Source organism: Paenibacillus flagellatus, from assembly GCF_003217775.1.
GTDB lineage: Bacteria > Bacillota > Bacilli > Paenibacillales > NBRC-103111 > Paenibacillus_AB > Paenibacillus_AB flagellatus.
This window is the reverse complement of record NZ_QJVJ01000008.1, coordinates 282633-305352: the sequence shown is the minus strand read 5'-3', so window position 1 is coordinate 305352 and position 22720 is coordinate 282633. Positions and strand designations below refer to the sequence as shown.

The following is a 22720-nucleotide window of genomic DNA, read 5'->3' as shown; positions in this document are numbered from 1 at the left end:
CGGGATCCCCCGACGGCCTTGTCCTTACTTCGGCTTGCCGACCTTCGTCGTCAAATCGATATATTTGTCCTTGTAGTAGTTGAACACGGCGGCGGCGCCTTTGGAGGTGTATTCCTCCAGAAACTTCGCCTTCGCCTTCTCGTAGTCCGCATCGTTCTTTTGATAGATGACCTTGGCGATGTTGGCGACCAGGTATGCGTCGAGCTGCTGCTCCTTCGCCTGAATATCGCTTCCCGGCACGGTGGACAGGCTGCCGAGAAGCGACGTGTCGAACACGTACTTCGGCACCTTCGTGAAATGCTCGGTTACCGTCTTCTGCTTGTAATGCTCCATAAATTCCTTCTGCACCTGGGTAAGCAGCTTCGCCTGCGTTTCCGGCACGTCGTTGAAGTTGGCCGGGTAGCCATTCGGGTCTTTCTGCGGCGTGTAGCGAAGCAGGTTGTTGTATTTGCCGATCCCCGTTTGGATGTAATGCTTCGGATCCGACTGCCGCGCATTCAGCTCTTCGTCGGTTACCATCGGTACGCCGTTCACCATTTTATAGTGCTTGCCCTCGATGCCGTTCATCATCAGCCTGGCTCCCTCATCGGAGAACAAGTAATTGATGAACTTCATCGCCGCCTCGGGGTTTTTGCTCGTCTTCGAAATGAACATCTCGAATTGGTCCCCGTTGTACGTCGCCTGGCCGACATAGATGTTCTGCTTGTTGTAATCGACCATGAACGGCACGAACCCTTTCTCGGGATGCCCGTCGGCGATAAACTGTTTGTCCGCGCCCCCGAGCGACCAGTAGGTCGTGCTGGCGAAGTAGCGTCCGGTCTTATACTTGTCGGTAATCGTGTTGAATTTCATCGTCGCCGATTCCGGATCGAGGATGCCGCGCTGGTACGCTTTGTTGTAGAACTGCGCCGACTTCCAGAAAATGCTGTTCGGATCGGAGACGCGCGGCACCGGCAGCCCCGTGCTCATGTCCACATAGACGTCGTTGGACGATGCTTGGGCGAAGCCCTGCAGGTTGGCGATCGCCTTGTCGATCATCAGCTGTCCCCACGCGTCGGACAAGTTGAGACCGAGGCCGTAGTTTTTCTTGCCGTCCTTGTTGGTCGGCTCGAGTTCTCCCATTTTCTCCAGCACGTTCAGCAGGTCGTCGAGCGTGTCCAGCTTCGGAAAGTTCAGCTTCTTGTACAAGTCCCACCGCAAGTTCCACGAGTTGTCGTTCACGTTGGGCGAGAACTGGACGTTTCCGACGTGGCCGGGCAAGTAATACAGGCTGCGCGTCTCGTCCGAGTTCATCATTTTCGAGATTTCGAGCGCCTTGCCCGCGTTTTTCTTAATATCGGGCCCGAACTTCTCCACCAGCTCGTCGAGCGGCATCGCCACCTTGGCGCTGTTCACCTTGGCGCGGTCGGTCAGCGCATTGAATACGACGATGTCGGGCAGGTCTTTGCCCGCCAGCATGACGGCCAGCTTCTCCGCACGGTCGGTGACGTTCAGATCCGGCGTAAAATCGAGCTTGACCCCCGTCCGCTTCTGCAGCTCCGTTATGATCTCGTCGTCCTGAAACGGCTTGCTGATAATCGTCGAGTTCGCCACCCCGAAAATGCTCAACGTAACGGGATCCGCGCTTTTTGCCGCATCGCCTCCCGCCGTCGCGCCGCCGTCCTTGCCGGCTTCGCCGCCGCTCGAGCAGCCGGCCGCGGCCAGCGATGCGGCGATCATGAGCACCGGAAGCTTCTTCCACGTTTTGACCATTGTAACCCCCCTGTTTCGATAACCATTTTATATCAAGGCGGTCCGCCCGGATATCGTTTTATGCCCGCGCCATTTCGGCGCCGCCCGGTCACCCTTTGACGGCGCCGAGCACGAGGCCTTTCAGAAAATATCGCTGAAGGAACGGATAGACGAGCAGAATCGGCAAGGTGGCGACCATCGTGACCGTCATCTGCACCGACGTCGGCGTCAGGACGATCATATTTTGCGAAGACATGCTGTTGCTCGTCACCATCGCCATCGCCGCATTCTGCTGGTTGACGAAGCTGTACAGCAGCAGCTGAAGCGTCTGCAGCTTCGGAGTCGATGCGAGATACAGGTTGTCCACCCACGAGTTCCATTGCCCGACGGCGTTGAAGATCGCGACCGTAGCCAGCACCGGAACCGACAGCGGCAATATGATTTTGAACAAAATCTGGTAGTAGCTTGCTCCGTCGACCATCGCCGATTCCTCCAGCGCGGCCGGGAGCTCCTCCATGTACGTCTTGATCAGCACGATATAGAAGGCGACGATCATCCCCGGCAGCACGTAGAGCAGGAAATTGTCCTTCAAGCCGTACGCCTTCATCGTGATATACCACGGGATGAGGCCGGGAGAAATGTACATGGTGACCAGCACGGCTCCGTACATCCATCTGCGGAAGGGCAGAAACGGTTTGCTTATGCCGTAAGAGAAAATCGTGCACCCGAGCAGCGTCAGCAGCGTGCCGACGACGGTACGCGAGATCGATATGAAAAACGCGCGTACAATGTTGTCCTCCCGGAACACCGCCCGGTAGTTGTCGAGACTGAACCCTTGCGGAGTCAAAAATACGCCTCGCGCCGCCTCCGAAGGATCGCTTATCGAATAGATGAAGATGTAGTAGAACGGGTAGAGCGTCAGCAGGGCGAACAGCCCGAGAGCCAGCACGTTCAAGCCGTCCCACGCCCGCTGCCGCCACGGGATCCGGATCGCGCTCTTGGTTGACATGTTCGTTCACCTCCTCTACATGATCGACCGGCCTGTCGTCAGTTTCGTGATGAAGTTGGCGCTGAACAGCAGAATGACGCTGATCAACGATTTGAAGATGCCGGCCGCCGTCGAGTAGGAGAAATCGTTCTGAACGAGGCCCATCCGGTACGTGTACGTGTCGATCACTTCGATCTTCTCGTGAATGAGCGCATTGTGGAACACGTAGTACTGCTCGAAGCCGATGTTCAGCATATTGCCGATGTTGATGAGCAGCAAAATGGTGAACGTAGGCATAATGCCGGGAATCGTAATGTGAAGCGCCTGCTGAAACCGGTTCGCTCCGTCCACCTCGGCGGCCTGATACTGCTCCTGGTCGATTCCCGCGATCGCCGAAATGTAGATGATGGCCGTCCAGCCCGCCGTCTTCCACAGCGTCGCCAGCGTCATGAACCACCACGTCCAGGACGGGTCCGCCAACAGGTTCGAAGGCTCGTCGATCCAGTGCAGCTTGCCGTACAGCAGCTTGTTCACCATGCCGTCGTCGATCGAAAAAAACGAGAAGAAGATCGAGTAGACGATAATCCACGAGGTGAAGTTCGGAAACGATGTGACCGTCTGCACGATTTTGCCGTACAGCCGGCTTCTCAGGTTCGTAATCATGATCGCGAGAAGAACGGGCACGGGGGACAGCAGCAGGTGCAGGAAGCTGAGCACGAGCGTGTTCCGCAGGACGAGGCCGAATTCCGACGTGCCGCTGAACAGCCGCTCGAAATATTTCAGTCCGACGAATTTGGCTTCCGCCAGATCGATGCCGGGCGAATAGTCCAGAAAGGCGATGGACCAGCCCCATAGCGGTACGTAATGGAACAATACCGCGACGAGGAAGAAGGGAACGGTCATCGCGTAGAGCGGGAATAAGCCTTTCCGCCTGACAGGTTTGCGGACGCTGTGCCGTTCGGCGGATAAGGTCGGTTGAGGCATGGGACGGGTCTCCTTCCTTCGCGCTTGCGGGTCGAATTGCTTTCTACAGCGATTATAGCAAGGGGCCGCGAGCACGGCGTTCCACAAACTTTAGTTCCCGATTAGTAAAAATAAAGAAGAAAAAAAACCCGCCGACTTCATCCGGTCGCGGGTTCGTCCCTTCCGGCCGCAACCGTTGTTCCGTTACGGGCCCGAGGCATGCTTTTTCCGGTATTCTCCCGGATTGACGCCGTGAATATGCTTGAAATGCCGGTAAAAATGATCGACGTACTTGTAGCCGACCCGTTCGGCGATTTCCGCTGCGGACAGCTCGGTTTCCGTCAGCAGAGCGGCGGCATGGCGGATGCGGACCTTGTTCATGTAATCGTTGAAATATTCCCCGGTCTCCTTCTTGAACAGCTGTCCCAGATAAACGGCGTTCACGTAAAACATCTTCGACAGCTCCTTAAGGTTGAGCTCGTCCATGTACCGGTTCTCGATATGGCTGACGATGTCCCGAACCCGGCTGTCCGCCCTTCCGTCCGGCGAGGTGCGGACGTACCTGCCGATTTCCATGGAAATGTCGACCAGGAACGTCTTCAGACGCGGAATCGATTCGTACTCCAAAATGCGTCCCATCTCCGCAAGCTTGTCTTTGTAGAACGACTGCCAGTCCCGGTGGTGCTCCTCGAACAGCTTGGCCAGCCGGATGATCGTCGTCATCATATGAAGCTTCAGCTCCTCCAGCTCGACGACCCGGCTCTCCAACGGTCCGAGCAGCCGTTCCGCCTCCCGCGCGATCCGCCCCGCGTCCCCTTCGCGGACCGCCTTCAGAAGAGCGGCGTCGTCCCATCGGACGGTCGGAACGGACGGAGGCGCCTCGCCCGCCTCATGGACGAAGACGTGCTCCGAGTCGAAAAAGAACTTCCGCTCCAGCGCCTTCAGCGCCCCCGAATAGGAGGCGCTTAACTCGCCGGACGAGGACACGACGGGGCCCGCGGCCACCGTTACGCTTTCTTTCACGTATCGCCCGACACAGTCGACAATCGTCTCGGCGAAGCGGCGGATCGATTCGCGCTCCATGGGCGCCGGCTCCGTCAGGAGAAGGCCGAACTGCTGCTCGGACAGCTCGAACAGCTCCCCTCCGCCGTCCAGCAGCTCCTGCAGGACGTTGGCGACGGCGAACCGCTTGAGCCCGATCTCGCGGCCGGACAGCGACAGCAGCATGTCTCCGTACCGGTCCATGCTGACGATCAGGACGCGGAACGATTGGCCGTTCAACGCGATTCCGTATTCCTTCGCCGTCTGCCGCACGTCCCGGCGAACTTCGCCGCGGATCAGCTTGCCGATCATGAAATCTTTGAGCGAGTTCGCCCTCCGCCTCTCCTTCATCTCGTGCTGCAGTCTTTCCCACAGCCGGTCGTACGTGTCGGACAGGATCGGTCCGAGCTCCTCCGGGTCGACGGGCTTCAGCAAATAGTCGGCCACGCCGTATTTCATCGCCTCCTTCGCATAGGCGAACTCGTTGTACCCGCTCAGAATAAGCACTTTGATGTCGGGAAAGCGGCTTTTCAGCTCTTTCGACAGCTCGATGCCGTCCATTCGCGGCATGCGGATATCGGTTATGACGACGTCCGGCACATGCGACTCCGCCCGCTCCAGCGCCTCCGCCCCGTCCTCCGCCTCGGCCGTTACGACAAAGCCGAAGCTTTCCCACGGGATGATCGTGCGCAGTCCTTTGCGGATGTGCGGCTCGTCATCGACGATCATCACCTTGAACATCGCGGTCTCCTTCCTCCTCGTTCATCGGATGGTGCAGCAGAACTGGCATCGTCAGCTCGACGCGGGTTCCCTCCCCGAGCCGGCTCCGGATCGCGACGCCGTAGCCCTTTCCGAAGTGAAGCGCGATCCGGTCGCTCACGTTTTTCAAGCCGATGCTGCCGCTTTTCTTGATGTGCGCCGACTCCAGCTCCCGCCGGATCCGCTCCACCATCTCCTCCGGCATGCCGGCCCCGTCGTCCTCGACGACGATGCGCAGCGCCCCTTCGGCCGTCCGGTCCGCCCGGATCGAGATGCGGCCGCGGCCGCGGATCGACTCGATCCCGTGCTTGACGGCGTTCTCGACAACCGGCTGAACGGTCAGCTTCGGGATATAGACGTCGGCGATGCGGTCCGGCAGCTCCGTTTCGTAGCTGATTTTATCTTGAAACCGGTACTTCTGGATGCTCAAATATTTGTTCACCAGCTCGAGCTCTTCCCCAAGCCGGATAAATTCGCCCTGCCAATTCAGCAAATGACGGAACAGTCTGGACAGATTGAGCACGATGACCGCCGTTTCGCCGTCGCCCTTGTTATGCAGCCCCATCCGGATCGACTCCAGCGTGTTGAACAGAAAATGCGGGTTGATCTGGTTTTGCAGCGCGTACAATTCGGCTTCCTGCTTCTTGATCGTAATATCCTTCAGCTTGAGGTTGACCTCATAGTTGTCGTAGATCGATTGCTGCAAATCGCGGATCATATCGTTGAAGCTTTGGGTCAGGACGCCGATTTCGTCGGGAGGACCGCTGTCGTCCATCACCGTCAGCTCCCCGTTGCGGACGATCCGCATTTTCTGGACGAGCGCTTTGATCCGGGCCGTAATGCGGGTGAGCAGCATCAGGAACAAGCCGAACGACACGAGCAGCCCCGCCGAGCTGACCAGCAGGCCGAGCCTTCGGATCTTCCGCTCGTCGTCGATCAGCCGGTCGAGCGGGATCAGCGTGAACAGATGCCAATCCGGATAAAACGTCCCGTCCCCCAGCTCGATGGAGACGACTTTATACCGATTGCCGGCAGCGCCGTCGGTTACGTCGAACGGCTTCCTCTCGCCGGGCTTGAAGAAAGGCATCGCGCCGACGGAGAAGTTCGGCTGCTCCTGCGTGTTCGAGGACAGGACGTTCCCGGCGCGGTCCGTGATGTACAGCCTGCTGTCGCTCTTTTCCCGCTCCATGATCAGCGCGTACAGACGGCTCTCGGGAATTTGGATCGAGACGACGGCCACCAGATGCTTCTGCATGTCGTACATCGTCCGCGCGACGTAAATCCGCTCCCGATCCTTCCCCCAGACGAGCTCTCCGCCGGCCTGCACCGCCGCCTGGTATTCGGCCAAAGCCCGCCTTTCCTTGTCGGCGTATAGGAACGTATTGGAATCCTGAAGCAGGGTCGAGTTCAGAAAATAAATGTGCAGCTTGGCCGTCGGCTCCTTGAAGTTGAAATCGTAATAAGTAACCGCCTTCAAGTAGAGGGAGTAAGCGTCGATGCTTTCCAGCTCGCTCTCGTACACCCGGGCCGGGTTCAAGTAATTGTTCAGCTGCTGGTCGAGGCTGAGCCGGTTGACGATATCGGCGTATTGGTTCAGCAGCACCTGGATGTTTTTGGCCGTCTGCTGGGAGCTTTCCTGCATAAGACTCGTCGTCTGCTCGATAATTTTTTTGCCGGAGACGGACAAAATAATTTGTCCCATCGCCACGAGCGGCACGAAAATCGTCAGGAAGTACAGGAGCAGCAGCTTGCCCTGCAAATTGAGCCTGGGGAATCGGATCGGTTTCATGGCGGGGCGGGTCACCTCTTTGTGTTACCATTATGGCATCGGACGACTGACCCGACAAGCCGGAAAAAGAAGGGGCGGGCCGCTACCCCGGCCGGACGGGCCCGTACCGGAACGGGGCGACGGGCAGGCCGCCCACCCCGCGCAGCCCGTACGCCGGCGCGTTGCCCCAGGCGTACCGGACGCCGGAAGGCGCCGCCACGTCCGGGCAGCTCGCCTCGACCCGCCCGCCGACGAGCCGGGCGCGGGCGGTCCGGAACACCCCGTCGTTGCCGCACAGCTCGAAGCCGGGGATCGGCTCGGCGTCCGCCGTCAGATCGCCTTCGGCTCCGTCGAAGGAAACGATCGCGAGCGAGCCCCGCGTCTCCATCGAGCGGAACCGGGGGGCGCTCCACTTCGCCTCTTCTCCGTAGACGACGGCGCGTGCCGCCGCCGCGAGCCTTTCCGCAACCGGCCGCTTGGCCGTCGGATGGATGTCCCGCTCGTCGCCGCAGTCGATCGTGACGACCAGACCGGTTCCGGGGACGGCGTCCGCCGCCGCCTGCTGCGATTCGCGCAGGACGGCCCACGTCTCCCCGGTCGGATCGCCGCCGGGCCGGAACGACGGCAGCTGGACGACGAGGAACGGCAGCTCCGGAATGTTCCATTCCTCGCGCCAGCTATGCATGAGAGTCTGCAGCCAGAATCGGTACGCATGCGCGTCCTCCGGCGTGCAGTTGCTCTCCCCTTGATACCAGACGACGCCGCGTATGCCGTAAGGGATCACCGTCCGAAGCATCGAACGGTACAGGCCGGCGGGACGCTGCGGCGCCTTCGGACCGAAAGGATAGTTCGTCCAGTCCAGCGGATGGTCCGCCACCCACCGCAGGTAGCCCTCCAATCCGAGTCGGCGGACGCGGCGCTCCAGGTCGCCGCGCTCCTCTTTCCAGCGGACCAGCTTTCGCAGGTAGTCGTTCCACTCCCGTTCGTACCGCTCCGGGTCCAGCTTTCCGGCCATACGGCGATAGTCGTCCAGCCTCCGCTTCAGCTCCGGATTCCGCTCGAGCGCCCGCTCGCTCATCCACGCCTCGATCGGAGTCGCGCCGAAGCTGCAATCGACGATGCCGACCGGCACGCCGCGAGTGCGCCCCAGCATCGTACCGAAATAATAGCCGATCGCGGTCGTACGCAGCGCGGCGTCCGGCGTGCAGGTCCGCCACTCGGCGTCGCCGGTGAACGTCGCCATGAAATCCCAGCCCGGAATGCGCGCCCCCGGGTACGGCCGCCGCGGCACCGTGAAGAAGCGGACGCCCGGCTCGTCCGCCCGGTCCGCTTCCTCCACTCCGCCCTCCGTGAACAGAAGCGGCATGACCATGTTCGACTGGCCCGACATCAGCCATACGTCACCGACTTGAACGTCGCGCCGAAGAGCGGCGTCCCGCCCGTCGAGCCGCACCCTTAGCTCGAACGGCCCGCCCGGCCGGAGCGGGGGCAGCCAGGCTTGCCATCGTCCGTCCCGGACAACCGTCGACGCGGCTTGTCCGTCCAGCTCGACGGTCACCTTCCCGCCATCGGGACCGCTCCCCCATACGGGAACGGGCTCCTTCTGCTGAAGCACCATATGGTCGGAAAACATCGCCGCCAGCTCGAACGCCGCGCTCATCGCTTCCCGCCTCCGATCGGATATTCGTCCGTTCCGACGAGGGCGGTCCCCGGCCCGTCCGCACAGACGTTATCGGCAATGTCCACGTTCCGCGCCGCAGTCAATTCGATCGCATGCTTCTGGGTACCGCGAGCCGGGTAATGCCGGGGCCGCTCGATCGTATTGCGCCTGAACGTGAAGCCGTCGACGGAACGGCCGTAGACGAGGCCCGTGTCGAACGTGCGGAACGTATTGTCCTCGATCCGGATGTTCCGATGGTAGCAGTCGAACCGTTCCGGCTCTTCGATTTCCGGGTCGATGTCGATGACGGCGCGTCCCCAATCCGGGCAAGTGTTGCAGTCGAGGAACACGTTGCCGCGGATCGTCACGTCCCGCACCGCCCCCGACTCGTACCACGAATTCGCATCCCCGGAAATTTTGATCCCCGCTCCCGGCGCGCTGATCGTGTTGCTCTCCAGCAGCACCTTGCCAGGCGTCGTAATGAGAAACCCTCTGGCCCGGTTCGCCCGGACGGTACAGTGCCGGACCGTCAAGTCGGCGTTCCACGTCGCGTTCTCCAGCACGTCGCCTTCGCCGATCGTGTCCGGCAGCGGTTCCTTGAAGGTGACGGCGACGAAGGTGCCGTTGATGGGGCTCACGTCGTCCACGACGCCCTCCGCGTAGCCGAGCAGCGATTCCCGGCGCACGAAGCGCATCGTGTCGCCCGGCTCGGCTACCCCGATCCCGATCGTCATGCTCTCCAAATATCGGACGAGAACCGTCCGGTCGGACAGCCGCTCTACGATGCCGGAATAGATGCCGTGCACGTTGCACGGATCGTCCAGCTGGTTTTCGAACAAGCAGTGCTCGATCACGATCGCCCCCCGGCAGTTCGTGAAATGCACAGCGTCCGCCGTCGCCGTCACGACCCGTCCGGATCGTTCCCGCAGCTTCACGTCGAAGCGTTCCAGGGCGATGTCGGCGCACCGTTGGGCGACAAGCCCCATGCCCGGCGCGTGATGGACAGTCACCCGTTCGATGCGGATATCTTCGCTGTCCTTCAAAAACACGCCCGGATTCTCCCTCCGGCCGAATCGCATGGCGATGAGGTGTCCCTCCTTCGGCATATGCCGAATCGGTCCGGTGACGCGCGCGACGCCCGGCGCCGCCTGCTCCATGCTCAGCCTCGCGAACGAGCTCCAGCTGATCCGGTCCCCGCTTCCGTAGGCGTGCGCCATCGTGGCGGGATCGATGTCGTGGAGCCCCCAGACCGGCTCCATCCGGCCGCCGAACCGGAAGAAGAGCCGGTTGTCCCGGAATTCGTGCTCCACTCCGTCCCGCAGCCGGATGTCGAACCAGTCGTCCCCGACGGCCGCGACCGTCCCTTGATCGAACATCGGCCGCTCCCAGTCGACAGTCACATTTTTTAGCGTGACGCCTTTGCTGCCTTCCACCAGAAACGGAATCATCGGGCCGTGAAAAATAAACGCCGAGCCCTGACCGTCGATCGTCAGCCCTTCGAACCCGGCGATCGGGAAAGCGATCCTTCTCGTTCCGCCCTGGTCGTGATTCGTAATATAGAGGAACCGCTCCGTCGCCTTCTCCGGCCGGAAATGATACGTTCCTTGCGGAAAACGCAAAACGGCGCCCGGCTCGTTCCGGCACGCCTTCAATCCCCAATAGACCGCGATCGCGTTGTCGTGCTCCGGACCTTCCTTCAGCCCGAAGTCGTGCATGTCGATAATCACCCAATCCGCCTCCAAGCGCAACAAGTTCGAGATTACCATCATTATAGAAACGGCGGCACCGCGAACGCATTCCACAAAGCTTAGAGACGGATTGGAAAAAATATAGAAGGTTGGGCTACGGCTGCGGTTCCGCCGGAACGATCCGGTTCAGCTCCGGCACCCCGATCACCTTTTTCTTTTTCAAATATTCGACGACCGGCCAGGAGGCGATCCGAACGGGATTCGTATAATGAGCCACTTCCGGATAGACGGCCGGGCCCGATATAAGGAGCGTACCGCTCGTCGCCACCCGGTACGTTTTGCCGGGCTTGAGCGGCTTGCCGTCGATGAGCACCCGCTCCGGATCGATCCGGTCCCCGATCGGCCGGCTCTTGTCGTAGGCGTAGCGGACGTTGTACGACACGTTGAGCGGGTCGAACTGCTCCGTCCCGTCCGCCTTGACCGTCCACTGCTGCTCCAAAATGCGGTCGATCTGCTCGCCCGTGTAGGTAACCACTACCTCGGAGCTGTGGGTGCCGTTCGCCTCCGCATATTCGCCGAAGGTGAGCAGGCCGTCCTTATCGGCCGGATTCGTTCCTTTCGCATAGAGCAGGTCGCGCTTCGGCACCCCCGACGTAAGCGCGAAGTCGGCCGGCTGCGGCGTCCCGGTTCGGGCCGTCTCGTAGAAGGCGTCGGCGATGACGTCGGCCAAAGCGCTCTCCCCGTGCTCGTTCCGCACGCGGGTCAAGTCGCCGGTCAGCTCGGCAAGCGGCTCCGCCCATTTCTCGCCGCCCCGTTCCGCCCAGTAGGAGACGATCCGTTCGACTTCCGGATCGGGGGCGATATCCCGGGTGACCGGGTGATTGGCCGCCACGGTGCGCTCCCGGATGACGTCCTTGGTGACCGGGTCGATCGACAGGTTGACCTCGCTGATGAGACGGCCGTGGTTGGACCCCTCCATAACGGGGCGCGGGTTGCCGTCCGGATCGTCGATCATGCAGTTGAACGAGGCGTGCCAGTGACCGGTCAGGATGACGTCGATCGCCGGCGAAGCGTACTTGGCAAACTCCACCGCCGGACCGAACGGATTGACGCAGCCGTTGAAGTAGCCTCTGTGGGAGCCGCCTTCATGCAAGAGCAGAACGATCGTCTCGACGCCCTGCTCCTGCAGCTCCTTGGCGTACCGGTTGGCCGGCTCGAGCAACGCGCGGGCGTTCTCGTCCGCAGGCAGGTTCTCCCCTTCCGGAGGAGCTTCGTCGGCGTACAAAGACCCGACCTGGTACGACATCTGCTCCTTCGTGAAGGTGGCCGCTTCGGTCAGCCCGATGAAGCCGACCGGAATCGTGCCGCCGCGGCCGTCCGGAATGCGCTTGATGAAGTAAGGCTTCAGGACGAGCTGTCCCGATCGGGCGTCCCGGACATTGGCGCTGATGTAATCGAAATCGGATCCGTGGAACGGCTTGCCGGTCGAATCCTCATAGCAGCTGTCTTCGCCGCGGGTGCCGAAGCATTTTCCGTTCATCATATGCTTCGTCAGGAAGTCGGCGGAAATGTCGAACTCGTGGTTCCCCGCTGCGGATACTTCGACGCCGATGGCGTTCAAAAACTCGACGGTCGGCTCGTTCTTGTAGGCGTCGACCTCGAACGGCCAGCCGCTGAAGTTGTCGCCGATCGACACGACGATCGAGTTGTCGTGTCCTTCCTTGAGCCGCTTCAGGTGAGCCGCGTTGTAGGCCGCGCCTCCGACGACGATCGGCCCGCCGGGCGAGTTGATTTTCCCGTTCGAGCTGTCGTTGAGCGCCCTTAAATAGCCGTGAAAATCGGTAATCCCGAGCAGCTGAAGCCGGACCGGGTCGGCGGGGGGAGCTTCATTCCCGTCGTTTGCGGCAAGGGCGTGCTCCTCCGCCGAATAGGGTGCCGGTTCATCGGCGCTCGCCGCGAACGCGCCGGTCCCGGCAAACAGGCTTAGGACGAGCGCCGTTACGGTCGCCGACACTCGTATCCGTTTGCTTCTTGTTCCGCTTTTCATCATGATCCTCCTCGTTTTCCGTTTCGGGGGCATTGCCAAGAAATCGCTTACATCCCCATTATAGAAGCCGAGGACGGACGGGACACCCCATAAACTAAAGAACCGTTTTGGAAAAAGTTAATACGTTTCGCCGCAGGATCCGTCCTCGATTCCGATTGAAGCGCCGCCTACTTCATCGGGATGTCGATCGTCTCGCCCATATCCTTCAAGACGATCTGCACGGAGGTCAGGTTGTCGGGCAGCGGATCGTACCGTAGGGCAAAGGTATACCCGTTATGAGATGGGTTCAGACTGATATCGCCTCGATGTCTCGTTACCGGATTCCCGTTGGCCACGATCTCTGCACCGTTGAGCACTTGATCGAATAAGGCACGGTTCTCCTTCGGTATAGTGCCTTCCACCAATGTCATGGTCGGAGTCGCCGTGATGGAGCCGAATACGATCGAGCTGTCGTCCATAGCGACCGTCCGATGAAGCGTCTGCTTGATCCGGGTCGGCATCGCCTCGTCCGGGCGATAGGAGAAAGTAAGCCGCCCCTCCCGCCTTGGTTCGCCTTTGGCCGTATCGTCCCAAAAAGAAAGGGTCAATTTTTTGGCAAGCGGGCTGACGGGCTCGAACGTTACAATCCCCTTGATCTCGGTCCGGTCTTTGCTCGGCCCCCATGAGCCGGTTTGCATCGCGGAATCCGTCCGAAAGCCCTTGACGCCGATCGGTATAAAACCGTTCCTGCCTTCCTCCTCAAGACCGGTAAGCCCACTCCGCGTATAGTACAAAATAAGCTGATTTTCATCCGACATGAGTCCGTCCACCGTGAGCAGGCTTCCGTCCGCCAGCTCGACTTGCTCCCCGACGGCTTGCCCCCGTCCCTCTTGGTTGAGCTTGCCGAGAGTCCCGTCGACGACCCTGTCAAAGCCAAGCAGCGTCTTGCCGTAATAAGCCAGCGCATGGTACTGGTTCCCCGATACGAGCAGGACGGCGAATACGGCCGCCGCGATTCTCCAGCCGCTCATCCGGCTTCTCCATGCTCTTGTCTTCGGAGCCGCGTTGCTCAGCGCCGCCCTCAGTCTCGCCTCCATGTCTTCCGGCGCCGCAAGTTCGCGCGTACGCGTCTTTTCTTCATGCAGCCAATGTTCAACCTCATTCATTTCCATCCCTCCCGTACAATGCCCGAAGCTTCTTCAGTCCTTGGAAAATTCTCGACTTGACGGTCCCCTGCGATACGCGGGTAATCGCGGCGATTGTCCCATAGTCCAGGTCGTGGTAATACTTGAGACGAATCGCCTCGCGTTGGTCGTCGTTCAGACGGTTCATGAGCGCCTGAAGGTGCATTTGTTCTTCCACCTGACGATATTCGGACATTCCGGCTACCGGGAGCTTCCGCCCCCTTTCTTCCTCCGGACGATCCTCGAGCGGAAACAGCTTCTTCTTTTGCTTCAGCGCCAGCTTGCATCGATTGACGAGAATCGTCTTGCTCCAGGGGTAAAAGGACGCCTCTTTCTTCAGCTGCCCGATCTTCTCGTACAGCTTCACGATCATGTCCTCCAGTACGTCCATAGCGTCCGCTTCATTCTTCATGTACGAATAAGCCAGCCTATAGTACGCGTCCTTCTCGGCCATAATGAGCCGGAGCAAGGCTTCCTTATCCCCTTGTCGGGCTTTTTTCACCTCATCTATTCCATCCATGCGTTCACCTCTCTCTCCTCTGTAAGAGCACCGGGGAACGTAAAACGTTCATTCCGCTACGTTATTTTCGATATCTTCTCTTTTTCTACGATTCGATTCCGCCGTTTCAAAGCTCTTTCCAAGACCTGCCGCCGTCTTCCGTTTGCAGGAGAAAGCCGTCTCCCCGAATCCAGCCGACCGTTTCATCTACCATGCTTAATTCTACGGCGTTCCGCAATTGGGGCGACGTATGCAGCGCTTGCCAATGCCGCCCGGCATCCGATGTCCCGTAGAGGGTTCCCGCTTCCGAATCGATCATCCAATAGTGGGTAAGATCCGAAGCGGCGGTTACGCGAAAACCTTGCGGAGCACTGCCGTCTTTTGAAGCGACGGTAGGCGTCCCATCGGGAGAAGGGGCCGGACTCCAGGAATTCCCCCCATTTTCCGTCGTGAACCAGACAATGCCGGCTTTTTCGTTAGTTGTTGTCGTGTAGGAAACCGGCAGCACGCCTTCCTTCCTGTCGTTCCCAAAAAACTGCGGAGGGCGCTCGGCGAAAAATACGGCGTCCGGAATGTCAGGGGGCAGCTCCAACAGCAGTCGCTTCCAAGTCGTTCCGCCGTCGGACGTCCCGTACAGCTCCGGCCGGCTGTCCCTGGAATTGAAAAAAGTGATGAATCCGTGCGACCGATCGGAAAAGGACATCCCCGACGGGGTGGATTCAAGAACGCCTTCGGGCGCGATGGAGTTGACGTACGTCCACGTCCGCCCGCCGTCCGTCGTCCGGTATATTGCCGTTTTCACCGGACCGCCCGCCGGATCGGAAATAAAAGTTAATATCCCCGTCTTCTCATCGGTAAAGGAAAGAGCAAACGCCGTGTTCTCCTTCAGAACGGACCACGTGTCCGTCGTAGGAAGCGCGGCGGCGCTCCAAGAATGGCCGCCGTCCGCCGTACGATATATCGTCCAATTCGCTTCCTGCCCGGCAGGGCGGACAACGAACCACGCGAATTGCCCGTTCAGCGGGAACGGCTCGAATCGGGAACGGTCGTAGCCGTGCGGCGTCCGGTCCGTCCAAGTTCGACCGCCGTCGTTCGTACGGGTTACGTTCGTTCCGAACGCCCAGCCGTTCGTCCGGTCTATCATTCGAATCAGGGCCGACTTCTCGACGACAGCCGCTTCTGCGGAGGAGGAGCTGGGCGGTACGGGGGACCGGTCCGATCCGCCGCCGGATAAATAACTTGAGATGACGACGAAGGTTCCCACTATCGCCGCCGCCGCAGCTGCTCCGCCCCAATACCGCCTGCTCTTGGAAGGGGCTTTCCGCTCCGTTCCAGCCCGGCTTTTGACACCGGCCGCAAGGCCGCCATGGAAATAATGTTGCTTAAAGGGTTCCTTTCCCGCTCGCTTATACCAATCCGGCTTACTCATGGGCCCCGACCTCCCGAAGCTTGTTCGAAACTTTGGCGCGCGCACGGTGCAGCCTGGATTTCACCGTTCCTTCCGCCACCCCGAGCACGCCCGCCATCTCCTTAGTCGTCATTTCATGCTGAATGTCCAGCAAGAGCACTTCGCGAAAAGGCAAGGGCATATCCAAAATGATCCGCCAAATCGCGTTCGCCGCCGCCTGATCCATAAACTCGTTTTCGGCCGACGTCACCGTCTCCCTGCGTCGTACCCAACCCAATAAAGCGACACGCCGCAAAAAGGCGGAATTTCGGTAATTATAGGACAGGTTGCGGGTAATTTTGAGCAGCCATGTCTTCACCGAAGACTCTCCGCGAAAGTCCTTTACGCTGCGAAACGCCCTCAGGAACACCTCTTGCGAAATATCGTCGGACGCATGGCGGTCCCGCGTCAAAAAATAGGCGTAGTTCCAAACATCCTTCCCGAAATCCCGCATCAGACGATCCAATGCAAAGGATTCCATCCCGGACGATATGTATCTCAGGTACTCGTACTCCTCCACCAAGTTCCCCTCCTACTGAAACAGACAAGGCACCCCCATTCGGAGTTCCCGAAACGGTCCCTTTTCGCCGGGGAGAAAATAAAAACGGCTGCCGAAGCAACCGTTATTCCCGTATCGATCCTTCTTTCCGGCCCCGGCTAAGCCGTCCCTGAATGAACGCTTCCCCCCACTCGCAAAGCTGATCCAATACCCCGCTCAGCGACTCTCCGATCTCGCTCAGCTCATAAACCACTTTCGGCGGCACTTGGTTATAGACCGTCCGGATAATGATTCCGTCGTCCTCCAATTCCCGCAGCTGCTGTGTCAACATTTTTTGCGTGATCCCCGGCATCGCTTTCTTCAGCTCGCTCGTCCGCTTGGGGCCATAGGTCAAGTGGCACAGAATCAGCATTTTCCATTTGCCCCCTATGACTTCGATGGTGGCTTCCGCCGGTATGTTGTACGTACGCTTCGACCGGGCTTCCATCGGGTATGTCCTCCCCTCGATCAACATGCCTTTCATGCGGTCTAAGATACTTTTTGGTGTCTATATCACTTTTGGGTGCGAATGGCACAATAAAGTGCGTTCTTCCACATTCCCATTATAGGGTACATAATTTCCGTATGCCACAACATAATCGAAAGGCAGGGAACCGTTATGCATGTACTTGTTGTAAGGGAACGGAAAGGGGAGGTGTCCGAATGATCGGCGGCGATTCAAGCGCACCACGGAAGGCGGACGTTAACGTGTCATGGGGGCTGCTGCTCGTCCTGTGCGGGGCGATCTTTCTGGAAGGCATCGACGTGTCGATGATGGGGGTGGCGCTGCCGTCGATCCGCGACGAGCTGCACATGACCACCGGCGAGCTAAGCTGGGTCGCCAGCGCCTATGTGCTCGGTTACGGCGGCTTCATGCTGCTGGGAGGACGCGCCGCCGATTTGCTCGGCCGGCGGCGGATGTTTCTGGGGTGGCTTACCGTGTTCCTTCTCTTCTCCGGACTCGGCGGGATGGCGACCGAAGGATGGCTCCTGATGCTCTCGCGGTTCGTTACGGGGGTCGCCGCCGCCTTCATGACGCCGGCCGGGTTGTCCATCTTCACGACCGGCTTTCCCGAAGGACCGTCGCGCAATCGCGCGCTGCTCGTCTATGCGGGAACGGCGGCGGCGGGCTTCTCGCTCGGTCTCGTTGTCGGCGGCTTGTTAACCGCAGCCGATTGAGATGGGTATTTTTCGCTCCGGTCGCTTTGGCGCTGCTCCTGCTGCTCGCCGGCATACGGCTTATCCCTCATTCGGGACGTCCGGAGCGGTCGGCGCACGGCTTCGACCTCGCCGGAACGGTAAGCGTTACGGGAGCGATGCTCCTGCTCGTCTCCGCGGTCGTCAACGCGCCGGAAACGGAATGGGACTGGACGATCGGAACGGCTGCCGCCAGTCTCGTCCTGATCGTCGCATTCATCGCCATCGAACGTCGCTCCGCCTCGCCGCTTATGCGGCTCGGCATTCTCCGATCGGGTGCGCTCGTACGCGCCAATCTGGGAGCACTCTTGTTCGCCGGCTCCTTCTTCGGCTTCCAATTCGTCGCGGTGCTCTATCTCCAAGAGCTGCGCGGATGGTCGGCGCTCGAGACCGGGCTTGCGCTGTTGGCGATCGGCATCGACGCCGTGTATGGGATCCATCCTCCGTCTTTATCGACTCTTTTCGTAGGTCAATGCTACGGCGCCCGAAGGAAATACTTTGGCCTCGTGCAGCTTCAACGGAAGCCGGCCCGACAGCGCCCCGAACAGCGGCGTTCCTTTCCCCAGCACAACCGGATTCACGATCAGTCTATACTCGTCGATGAGTCCGTGCTCCGTCAATTCCCGGACGACACTGCCGCTGCCGTAAATCACCATGTCTTTTCCCGGTTCGTTCTTCAACCGTTCAATCTCCTCCGATAGCTTTCCGCTTAGCGGACGGGCGTTGTTCCATGTTCCCCAAGGCGTTTCCTTCAACGTCCCGGTTACTACATACTTCTGCAATTCGTTTGTACGTGCCGCAAAGGGGCCCGGAGCATACGGCCAAAAGCCGGCCATCATCTCGTAGGTAACCCGGCCGTAAATAATGGCATCCACCGATTCCAGCAGGTTCATCGCTTCGTCATTCAGCTCTTCGTCTTGAGCGAACCAATCCAATCGGCCCCGCTCCTCTTCCATAAAACCTTCCACCGACAACATTTCAGAGGCGATTATTTTCCGCACCACACTCATCCTCCCGATGTACAAATCGACGTATCGTTCCGAAGGGATATTCACCGACGGGATCATCTTCCACTATAGCAGTGTCGGGTACGGTGCGTTTCTTATCGATTGCTCGATAGCGCAGATTTCCGCCGAGACGAATGCGACTTCTGCCGGGTCTTCATTTTCCCGGCGTACCGGAGTCCTCCTTGCTGAACCCGAAAAACGTCATTTGGCCTTTTTCGTTCTCGGCAATCCGGTACGGATGAATCTGGTCGGAGTGTCGGCGTGCAAATCTCCCTTCGCCTACCGGGTAGATCTCGATATGAAGATTGCCGGCGAATCGCGTAAAATACAATTTCCCCTGAATCAGCTCCACTTCGATCTTATCCTTCAAATAAGTGCCGCAATACGCTTGAAGCTTGCTTTCGTCGAGCGGAACCTCTTCATGCTTGGCCGGAGCCTCTACGTCGACCCGATGCAAAATATCCGAAATGGCATGGCCCAGCCGGTATTGATTGATCGCTTCGTTGTTGGAAAGAATGAGGATGCAGCTGTCTTCATCGAAATCGTACCGGACATAAGCGGCGATCCCCAGATGGTCTCCCCCGTGCGAATACTTGTCCGTCCCGTGCTCATGGCGATGTTCCAGCCCGTAGCAGTAATGGTTTTGGTTCACTTTGAAAAACCTCGCATACGCTTGAGGCGACAATAGGCGGCGATCCCGCAAACAGGCGTACCATTTGTACAAATCGTCGCCGTTTGAAACGATGGCACCCGCACCGATGCTGAACTTCTCGTTATAATACGGACTTTTGACGATGGCATCGAAATCCTTCGAATAATTGCACGATCTGTTGCGAATAGGCTTACAGCCGTCGTCGACATCGCTGTTCTCCATGTCCAACGGGCCGAACAAATGGTTGCGAATAAAATCTTCATACTTCTCTCCGGAGACCTGTTCAATCATCCAGGCGAGCAAATGATAGTTCGAGTTATTGTAGTCGTAAGCCGTGCCCGGCGGCTTTGTAGGCTTTTTAAGGATATAGCGCCGGAAAAAATCGCTTCGCGAATAATCCATCCGGTTATAGCCGGCAAAAAAGTCGTTTTCAAAATCATAAAAGTTGTATAACCCGGACGTATGCGACAGCAAGTGATGGACCGTGATCGCCTCGTCGATCTTCAGCTCGGCAGGGAGATAACGTTGCGCGGGTTGATCGATGTCCAGCCATTTCTTGTCATGGAGAAGCATAATCGCAAAGGCGGTAAATTGCTTCGATACGGAAGCGATGGAAAAGCGGGAATGGAGATCGTTTTTTATTCCAAACGCAATATTGGCATAGCCGTAGGCGTCTTCAAAAAGCACTTCCCCTTTTCGGACGACTCGAATAACGCCGTAAAAGTCCCACAAGTCCAAATAGTTACGGATGTACTCCTCCAGCTTCAAGCGAATGGCTTGCATCGGATTCACTCCCGCCTACCGGTTTTTCGTCTTTAGCGAAACGTCCACACGTTCAACACATTTCCGTCAAGGTCAAAAAAATGAAACGCCGCCCAGCCGTCCGGATGCCCGGCCATTGGCGAAATGTTCACCCCTTGCTCGGACAACCCGCGATACGCTTCCAAAAAAGCGTCTTTGCCCCGAATCACATAATACGGCCTCGCCGCCGGGAGATGGTAAGCACGGCGCTCGTCATAATCGCCCTCTATCAAGAGAATCGGGCAGCCGTCTTCCTTGCCGGGTTGAAGGACGGCGTGATCGTTCCGCACGGCCATCGTCTTCACGCCTAGAAACCGTTCGTACCAATCCAGTGCATGCGACAACTTTCTCACGCTGATCCGGGGCGGGCTGAACCCCAATAGCCGGGAGGCCGGGGCCATATCCAACAAGGGCTTCGCATTCGGATGAGGCTCCGTCAAAGTAAGGCGAGTAGCGTAAGGATCGTAAAAATCGAAGACGTATAGTCCGGAAACTCCCTTCACCAAGTCTTCCGTTCGGATGCCCTTCTCCTGGAACTCCCGATAAACGGCATGAATGTCGGGTGCATCGAAACAGAACCGGACATTGCTCGCTTGACCCCACGCCGTATTGAAATGCTCGTGCCCGTCGTTCACCGATTTGATGTGGACCAAACCGATGGACGGGAATTGAAGTGACGTCATTTTTTCTTTGAGATACTCTTCCTGCGATTCCACCTCGAGATCAAACGTCTCGATGTACCAGCCGACCGCTTCCTCATATCGCTCCCAAGGAACCATAATAAACCCGCCATCAAATGAGTCTAACCATGTTTTCGGCAAAACGGCACCTCCTCCAAATCTCTCTTACGTGTCCAATCTTAAACGTTCAAGCCGCTTGAAGGTCAACACGTTTTTAAGACTGGATGACGGGGATCATCATCGTAAACGTATCTTCACCCGGGGTGTACCGCTCCAACCGCTGTCCGATTCGCCTAAAGCCGTGTTCGTTCAGAAATCGGTTAAGCTTCATGCAAAAAAACAACTCCCCCACTCGGCATTCCATCGTCAAGAACAGCGTCCGCGGAAACGTTTGAACGACGGCCTGCGGGATATCGGCTCCCGAAACGAGCCGGAAACCGACGTCAAGCTCCGCGTACTCCTTGTCCGTGCGAATAAGCCGAACATACGCGCCGTCTTGAGCCTTCGCCCCTCGAGCGGCCAGTATCGCTTGATGCCGTTTGATCGATTGGTCATACGCTTCGGGATATTGCCGCACCGGTATCGTTTCCTTGAACCAAATGAGCCGGGTCTCCTCCTCCCAGCGGATCAAGTGCACTTTGTTTCCTGCGGTTGGAACGCTGCCGAGGTACTGTCTGGCGATGGCGAGGCCCAGCATCTGGGATTCCAGCTCGCCCCTCCATCTCGAGACGGCGCTCTCCCTTTGTCCCTCGTCGGCTTGAAGGAATCGCGCTATTTCCTCCATCGATATATGAGCTTGCCTCAAGCTATGAATCAATTTGGCCGTATCCACCTGTTCGTTCGCGTACATCCGATAGCCGTTTTCCTTGCGGAGCGACGGCACAAGCAGCCCTTTGCTTTCGTAATAACGCAGAGCGCTTGGAGAAAGGCCGGTTTTTAGGGAAAACTGCGAAATGGAAAGCACGGTATCCTCCTCCTCACGCAACGCTTTTCGAATTTACGGCTCCTTAAAGGTCATCGTGATATCTTGGACCCCTCATGGAACAACGATCGAACACTCCTCTTCTTGTATGCGTTTAATCGATCATACAATATTCCTTCTTCCTTGGAAATACTCGCCATTGCGGGCGACCGCTTGGCGGGATGGCGTGTTACAGGAATATCGGGGCAAGCAGGACGGCCGCAATGAGCAAATCCAGAACCGCACAAAACTCCGCATACCCCCGCCGAACGATCTTCCCGGTCCGGAAGTGGGCAATGTCCCAGATCGTATGGCCGATGTAGCCGGCCGCAAGCAGCATCAGTCCCGCGTCTCGATCGACATACACCGACACCAACGCGATAACGCCGAACAAGGCCAATGCGATCGCCTGTACCACGAGCGTGCGTACCCCGCGAAGATGTCCGCGAATCGCGCCCGAAATCGGATAGACCAATGCCGCGAGAAACAGGATCAGCGACATGGGATCCGTTGAAGCGGGAAGCCCTGTTGCAGCGACGGCCAACGCCACGAAAGAGGGCCACCGCTTCTTCATCCATTCCAGCACGGAAAGCTTCGGATTCCCTTTGATTTGTTCTTTTTCGATCATGTTCATTGTTTTCGCTCCTCCTTTTTCTTCGTAACCCCACCCTAACACGGGGCGAACCCCGTTTACGTCCATCTGCGGTTGATTTTTATTCGGCGCCTCTATCGATCGATTGATGAGCGCGACGATTTCTTCTGCTATGATGAAGGAAACGAACCGAATGAAGGAAAGTGCCCATGTACAAAAACCTATACCGGCATGTGGACGCGCGCGTCGCCCATATCGCCTTTATCGTCGCTTTTTTCCTCTTGATCGTACCCGAGGATCCGTTTCCGCCTATCTACGTATATATCGTTTACGCCTCCTTCGCGGCTTGCTGCGTATGGATGGCCGCTGCGCCCAAAGGATGGTGGACCGCCAAAAGGTACGTCGTTGCGGTTTGTGCGCTTGCGGGATTGGCCGTCGTCGTTCGCGTCGTTTATACCGCTTCCCCCGATCACCGCATCTTCTGGCCGCTGCTGTATATGTTGGCCGTAGCGGATCCGAAATGGAACCGTTCGACCGT

20 protein-coding genes are annotated in these 22720 nt (G+C 58.5%); 1 reads left to right on the top strand and 19 read right to left on the bottom strand.

Going from position 1 to position 22720, the window contains the following annotated elements:
- Window positions 1-24: 24 nt before the first annotated feature.
- The 13 genes from DLM86_RS19015 to DLM86_RS18955 form a co-directional block, all read right to left on the bottom strand.
- The gene (locus DLM86_RS19015; RefSeq protein ID WP_110841633.1) at window positions 25-1752 is read right to left on the bottom strand and encodes an extracellular solute-binding protein; all 1728 of its coding nucleotides are present in this window, start codon (window positions 1750-1752) and stop codon (window positions 25-27) included.
- A gap of 88 nt (window positions 1753-1840) precedes the next feature.
- The gene (locus tag DLM86_RS19010; RefSeq protein ID WP_110841632.1) at window positions 1841-2740 is read right to left on the bottom strand and encodes a carbohydrate ABC transporter permease; all 900 of its coding nucleotides are present in this window, start codon (window positions 2738-2740) and stop codon (window positions 1841-1843) included.
- A 15-nt stretch (window positions 2741-2755) separates the two neighbouring features.
- A complete protein-coding gene (locus DLM86_RS19005; RefSeq protein ID WP_110841631.1) occupies window positions 2756-3703 on the bottom strand; it encodes an ABC transporter permease in 948 nt (315 codons plus the stop codon).
- 183 nt (window positions 3704-3886) lie between these two features.
- On the bottom strand, window positions 3887-5464 hold the full coding sequence (locus DLM86_RS19000) for a response regulator transcription factor (protein WP_110841630.1): 1578 nt from the start codon (window positions 5462-5464) through the stop codon (window positions 3887-3889).
- Window positions 5439-7271, bottom strand: coding sequence for a cache domain-containing sensor histidine kinase (locus tag DLM86_RS18995; protein ID WP_110841629.1), 1833 nt, complete (start codon window positions 7269-7271; stop codon window positions 5439-5441). Before DLM86_RS18995 ends, DLM86_RS19000 begins: the two co-directional genes overlap by 26 nt.
- 82 nt (window positions 7272-7353) lie before the next feature.
- Window positions 7354-8910 (bottom strand): sialate O-acetylesterase, encoded by a 1557-nt coding sequence (locus tag DLM86_RS18990; RefSeq protein WP_110841628.1) that lies wholly within the window; start codon window positions 8908-8910, stop codon window positions 7354-7356.
- On the bottom strand, window positions 8907-10637 hold the full coding sequence (locus tag DLM86_RS18985; RefSeq protein ID WP_146250250.1) for a right-handed parallel beta-helix repeat-containing protein: 1731 nt from the start codon (window positions 10635-10637) through the stop codon (window positions 8907-8909). The genes DLM86_RS18990 and DLM86_RS18985 overlap by 4 nt, the downstream gene beginning before the upstream one ends.
- 115 nt (window positions 10638-10752) lie before the next feature.
- Window positions 10753-12645, bottom strand: a complete 1893-nt coding sequence (locus tag DLM86_RS18980; RefSeq protein ID WP_158289560.1) for a bifunctional metallophosphatase/5'-nucleotidase — start codon at window positions 12643-12645, stop codon at window positions 10753-10755.
- Between the two features lie 167 nt (window positions 12646-12812).
- Window positions 12813-13790, bottom strand: a complete 978-nt coding sequence (locus DLM86_RS18975; RefSeq protein WP_158289559.1) for a DUF4179 domain-containing protein — start codon at window positions 13788-13790, stop codon at window positions 12813-12815.
- Window positions 13783-14328: an RNA polymerase sigma factor gene (locus tag DLM86_RS18970; protein WP_110841735.1), complete on the bottom strand. Its 546-nt coding sequence runs from the start codon at window positions 14326-14328 to the stop codon at window positions 13783-13785. The genes DLM86_RS18975 and DLM86_RS18970 overlap by 8 nt, the downstream gene beginning before the upstream one ends.
- A 106-nt stretch (window positions 14329-14434) precedes the next feature.
- Window positions 14435-15571 carry a WD40/YVTN/BNR-like repeat-containing protein gene (locus DLM86_RS18965; protein ID WP_158289558.1) on the bottom strand — a complete coding sequence of 379 codons (1137 nt, stop codon included), beginning with the start codon at window positions 15569-15571 and terminating at the stop codon, window positions 14435-14437.
- A gap of 157 nt (window positions 15572-15728) precedes the next feature.
- The gene (locus tag DLM86_RS18960; protein ID WP_110841734.1) at window positions 15729-16235 is read right to left on the bottom strand and encodes an RNA polymerase sigma factor; all 507 of its coding nucleotides are present in this window, start codon (window positions 16233-16235) and stop codon (window positions 15729-15731) included.
- A gap of 142 nt (window positions 16236-16377) precedes the next feature.
- On the bottom strand, window positions 16378-16740 hold the full coding sequence (locus tag DLM86_RS18955) for a winged helix-turn-helix transcriptional regulator (protein ID WP_110841623.1): 363 nt from the start codon (window positions 16738-16740) through the stop codon (window positions 16378-16380).
- Window positions 16741-16955: 215 nt separating this feature from the next.
- On the opposite strand from DLM86_RS18955, the gene DLM86_RS32500 reads away from it, so the two are divergent.
- Window positions 16956-17471, top strand: coding sequence for an MFS transporter (locus DLM86_RS32500; protein WP_211326555.1), 516 nt, complete (start codon window positions 16956-16958; stop codon window positions 17469-17471).
- A gap of 67 nt (window positions 17472-17538) precedes the next feature.
- Here DLM86_RS32500 and DLM86_RS32495 read toward each other — a convergent pair whose 3' ends face one another.
- The 6 genes from DLM86_RS32495 to DLM86_RS18925 form a co-directional block, all read right to left on the bottom strand.
- On the bottom strand, window positions 17539-17715 hold the full coding sequence (locus DLM86_RS32495; RefSeq protein WP_211326554.1) for a hypothetical protein: 177 nt from the start codon (window positions 17713-17715) through the stop codon (window positions 17539-17541).
- A gap of 223 nt (window positions 17716-17938) precedes the next feature.
- The gene (locus DLM86_RS18945; protein ID WP_281272166.1) at window positions 17939-18499 is read right to left on the bottom strand and encodes a dihydrofolate reductase family protein; all 561 of its coding nucleotides are present in this window, start codon (window positions 18497-18499) and stop codon (window positions 17939-17941) included.
- Between the two features lie 151 nt (window positions 18500-18650).
- The gene (locus DLM86_RS18940) at window positions 18651-19931 is read right to left on the bottom strand and encodes a serine hydrolase domain-containing protein (protein WP_110841621.1); all 1281 of its coding nucleotides are present in this window, start codon (window positions 19929-19931) and stop codon (window positions 18651-18653) included.
- A 32-nt stretch (window positions 19932-19963) separates the two neighbouring features.
- Complete coding sequence (locus DLM86_RS18935) at window positions 19964-20728, bottom strand: VOC family protein (RefSeq protein ID WP_110841620.1); 765 nt, start codon at window positions 20726-20728, stop codon at window positions 19964-19966.
- A gap of 115 nt (window positions 20729-20843) precedes the next feature.
- Window positions 20844-21593, bottom strand: coding sequence for a MerR family transcriptional regulator (locus DLM86_RS18930; RefSeq protein ID WP_158289556.1), 750 nt, complete (start codon window positions 21591-21593; stop codon window positions 20844-20846).
- A gap of 187 nt (window positions 21594-21780) precedes the next feature.
- A complete protein-coding gene (locus DLM86_RS18925; protein ID WP_110841618.1) occupies window positions 21781-22224 on the bottom strand; it encodes a hypothetical protein in 444 nt (147 codons plus the stop codon).
- Window positions 22225-22720: the final 496 nt, after the last annotated feature.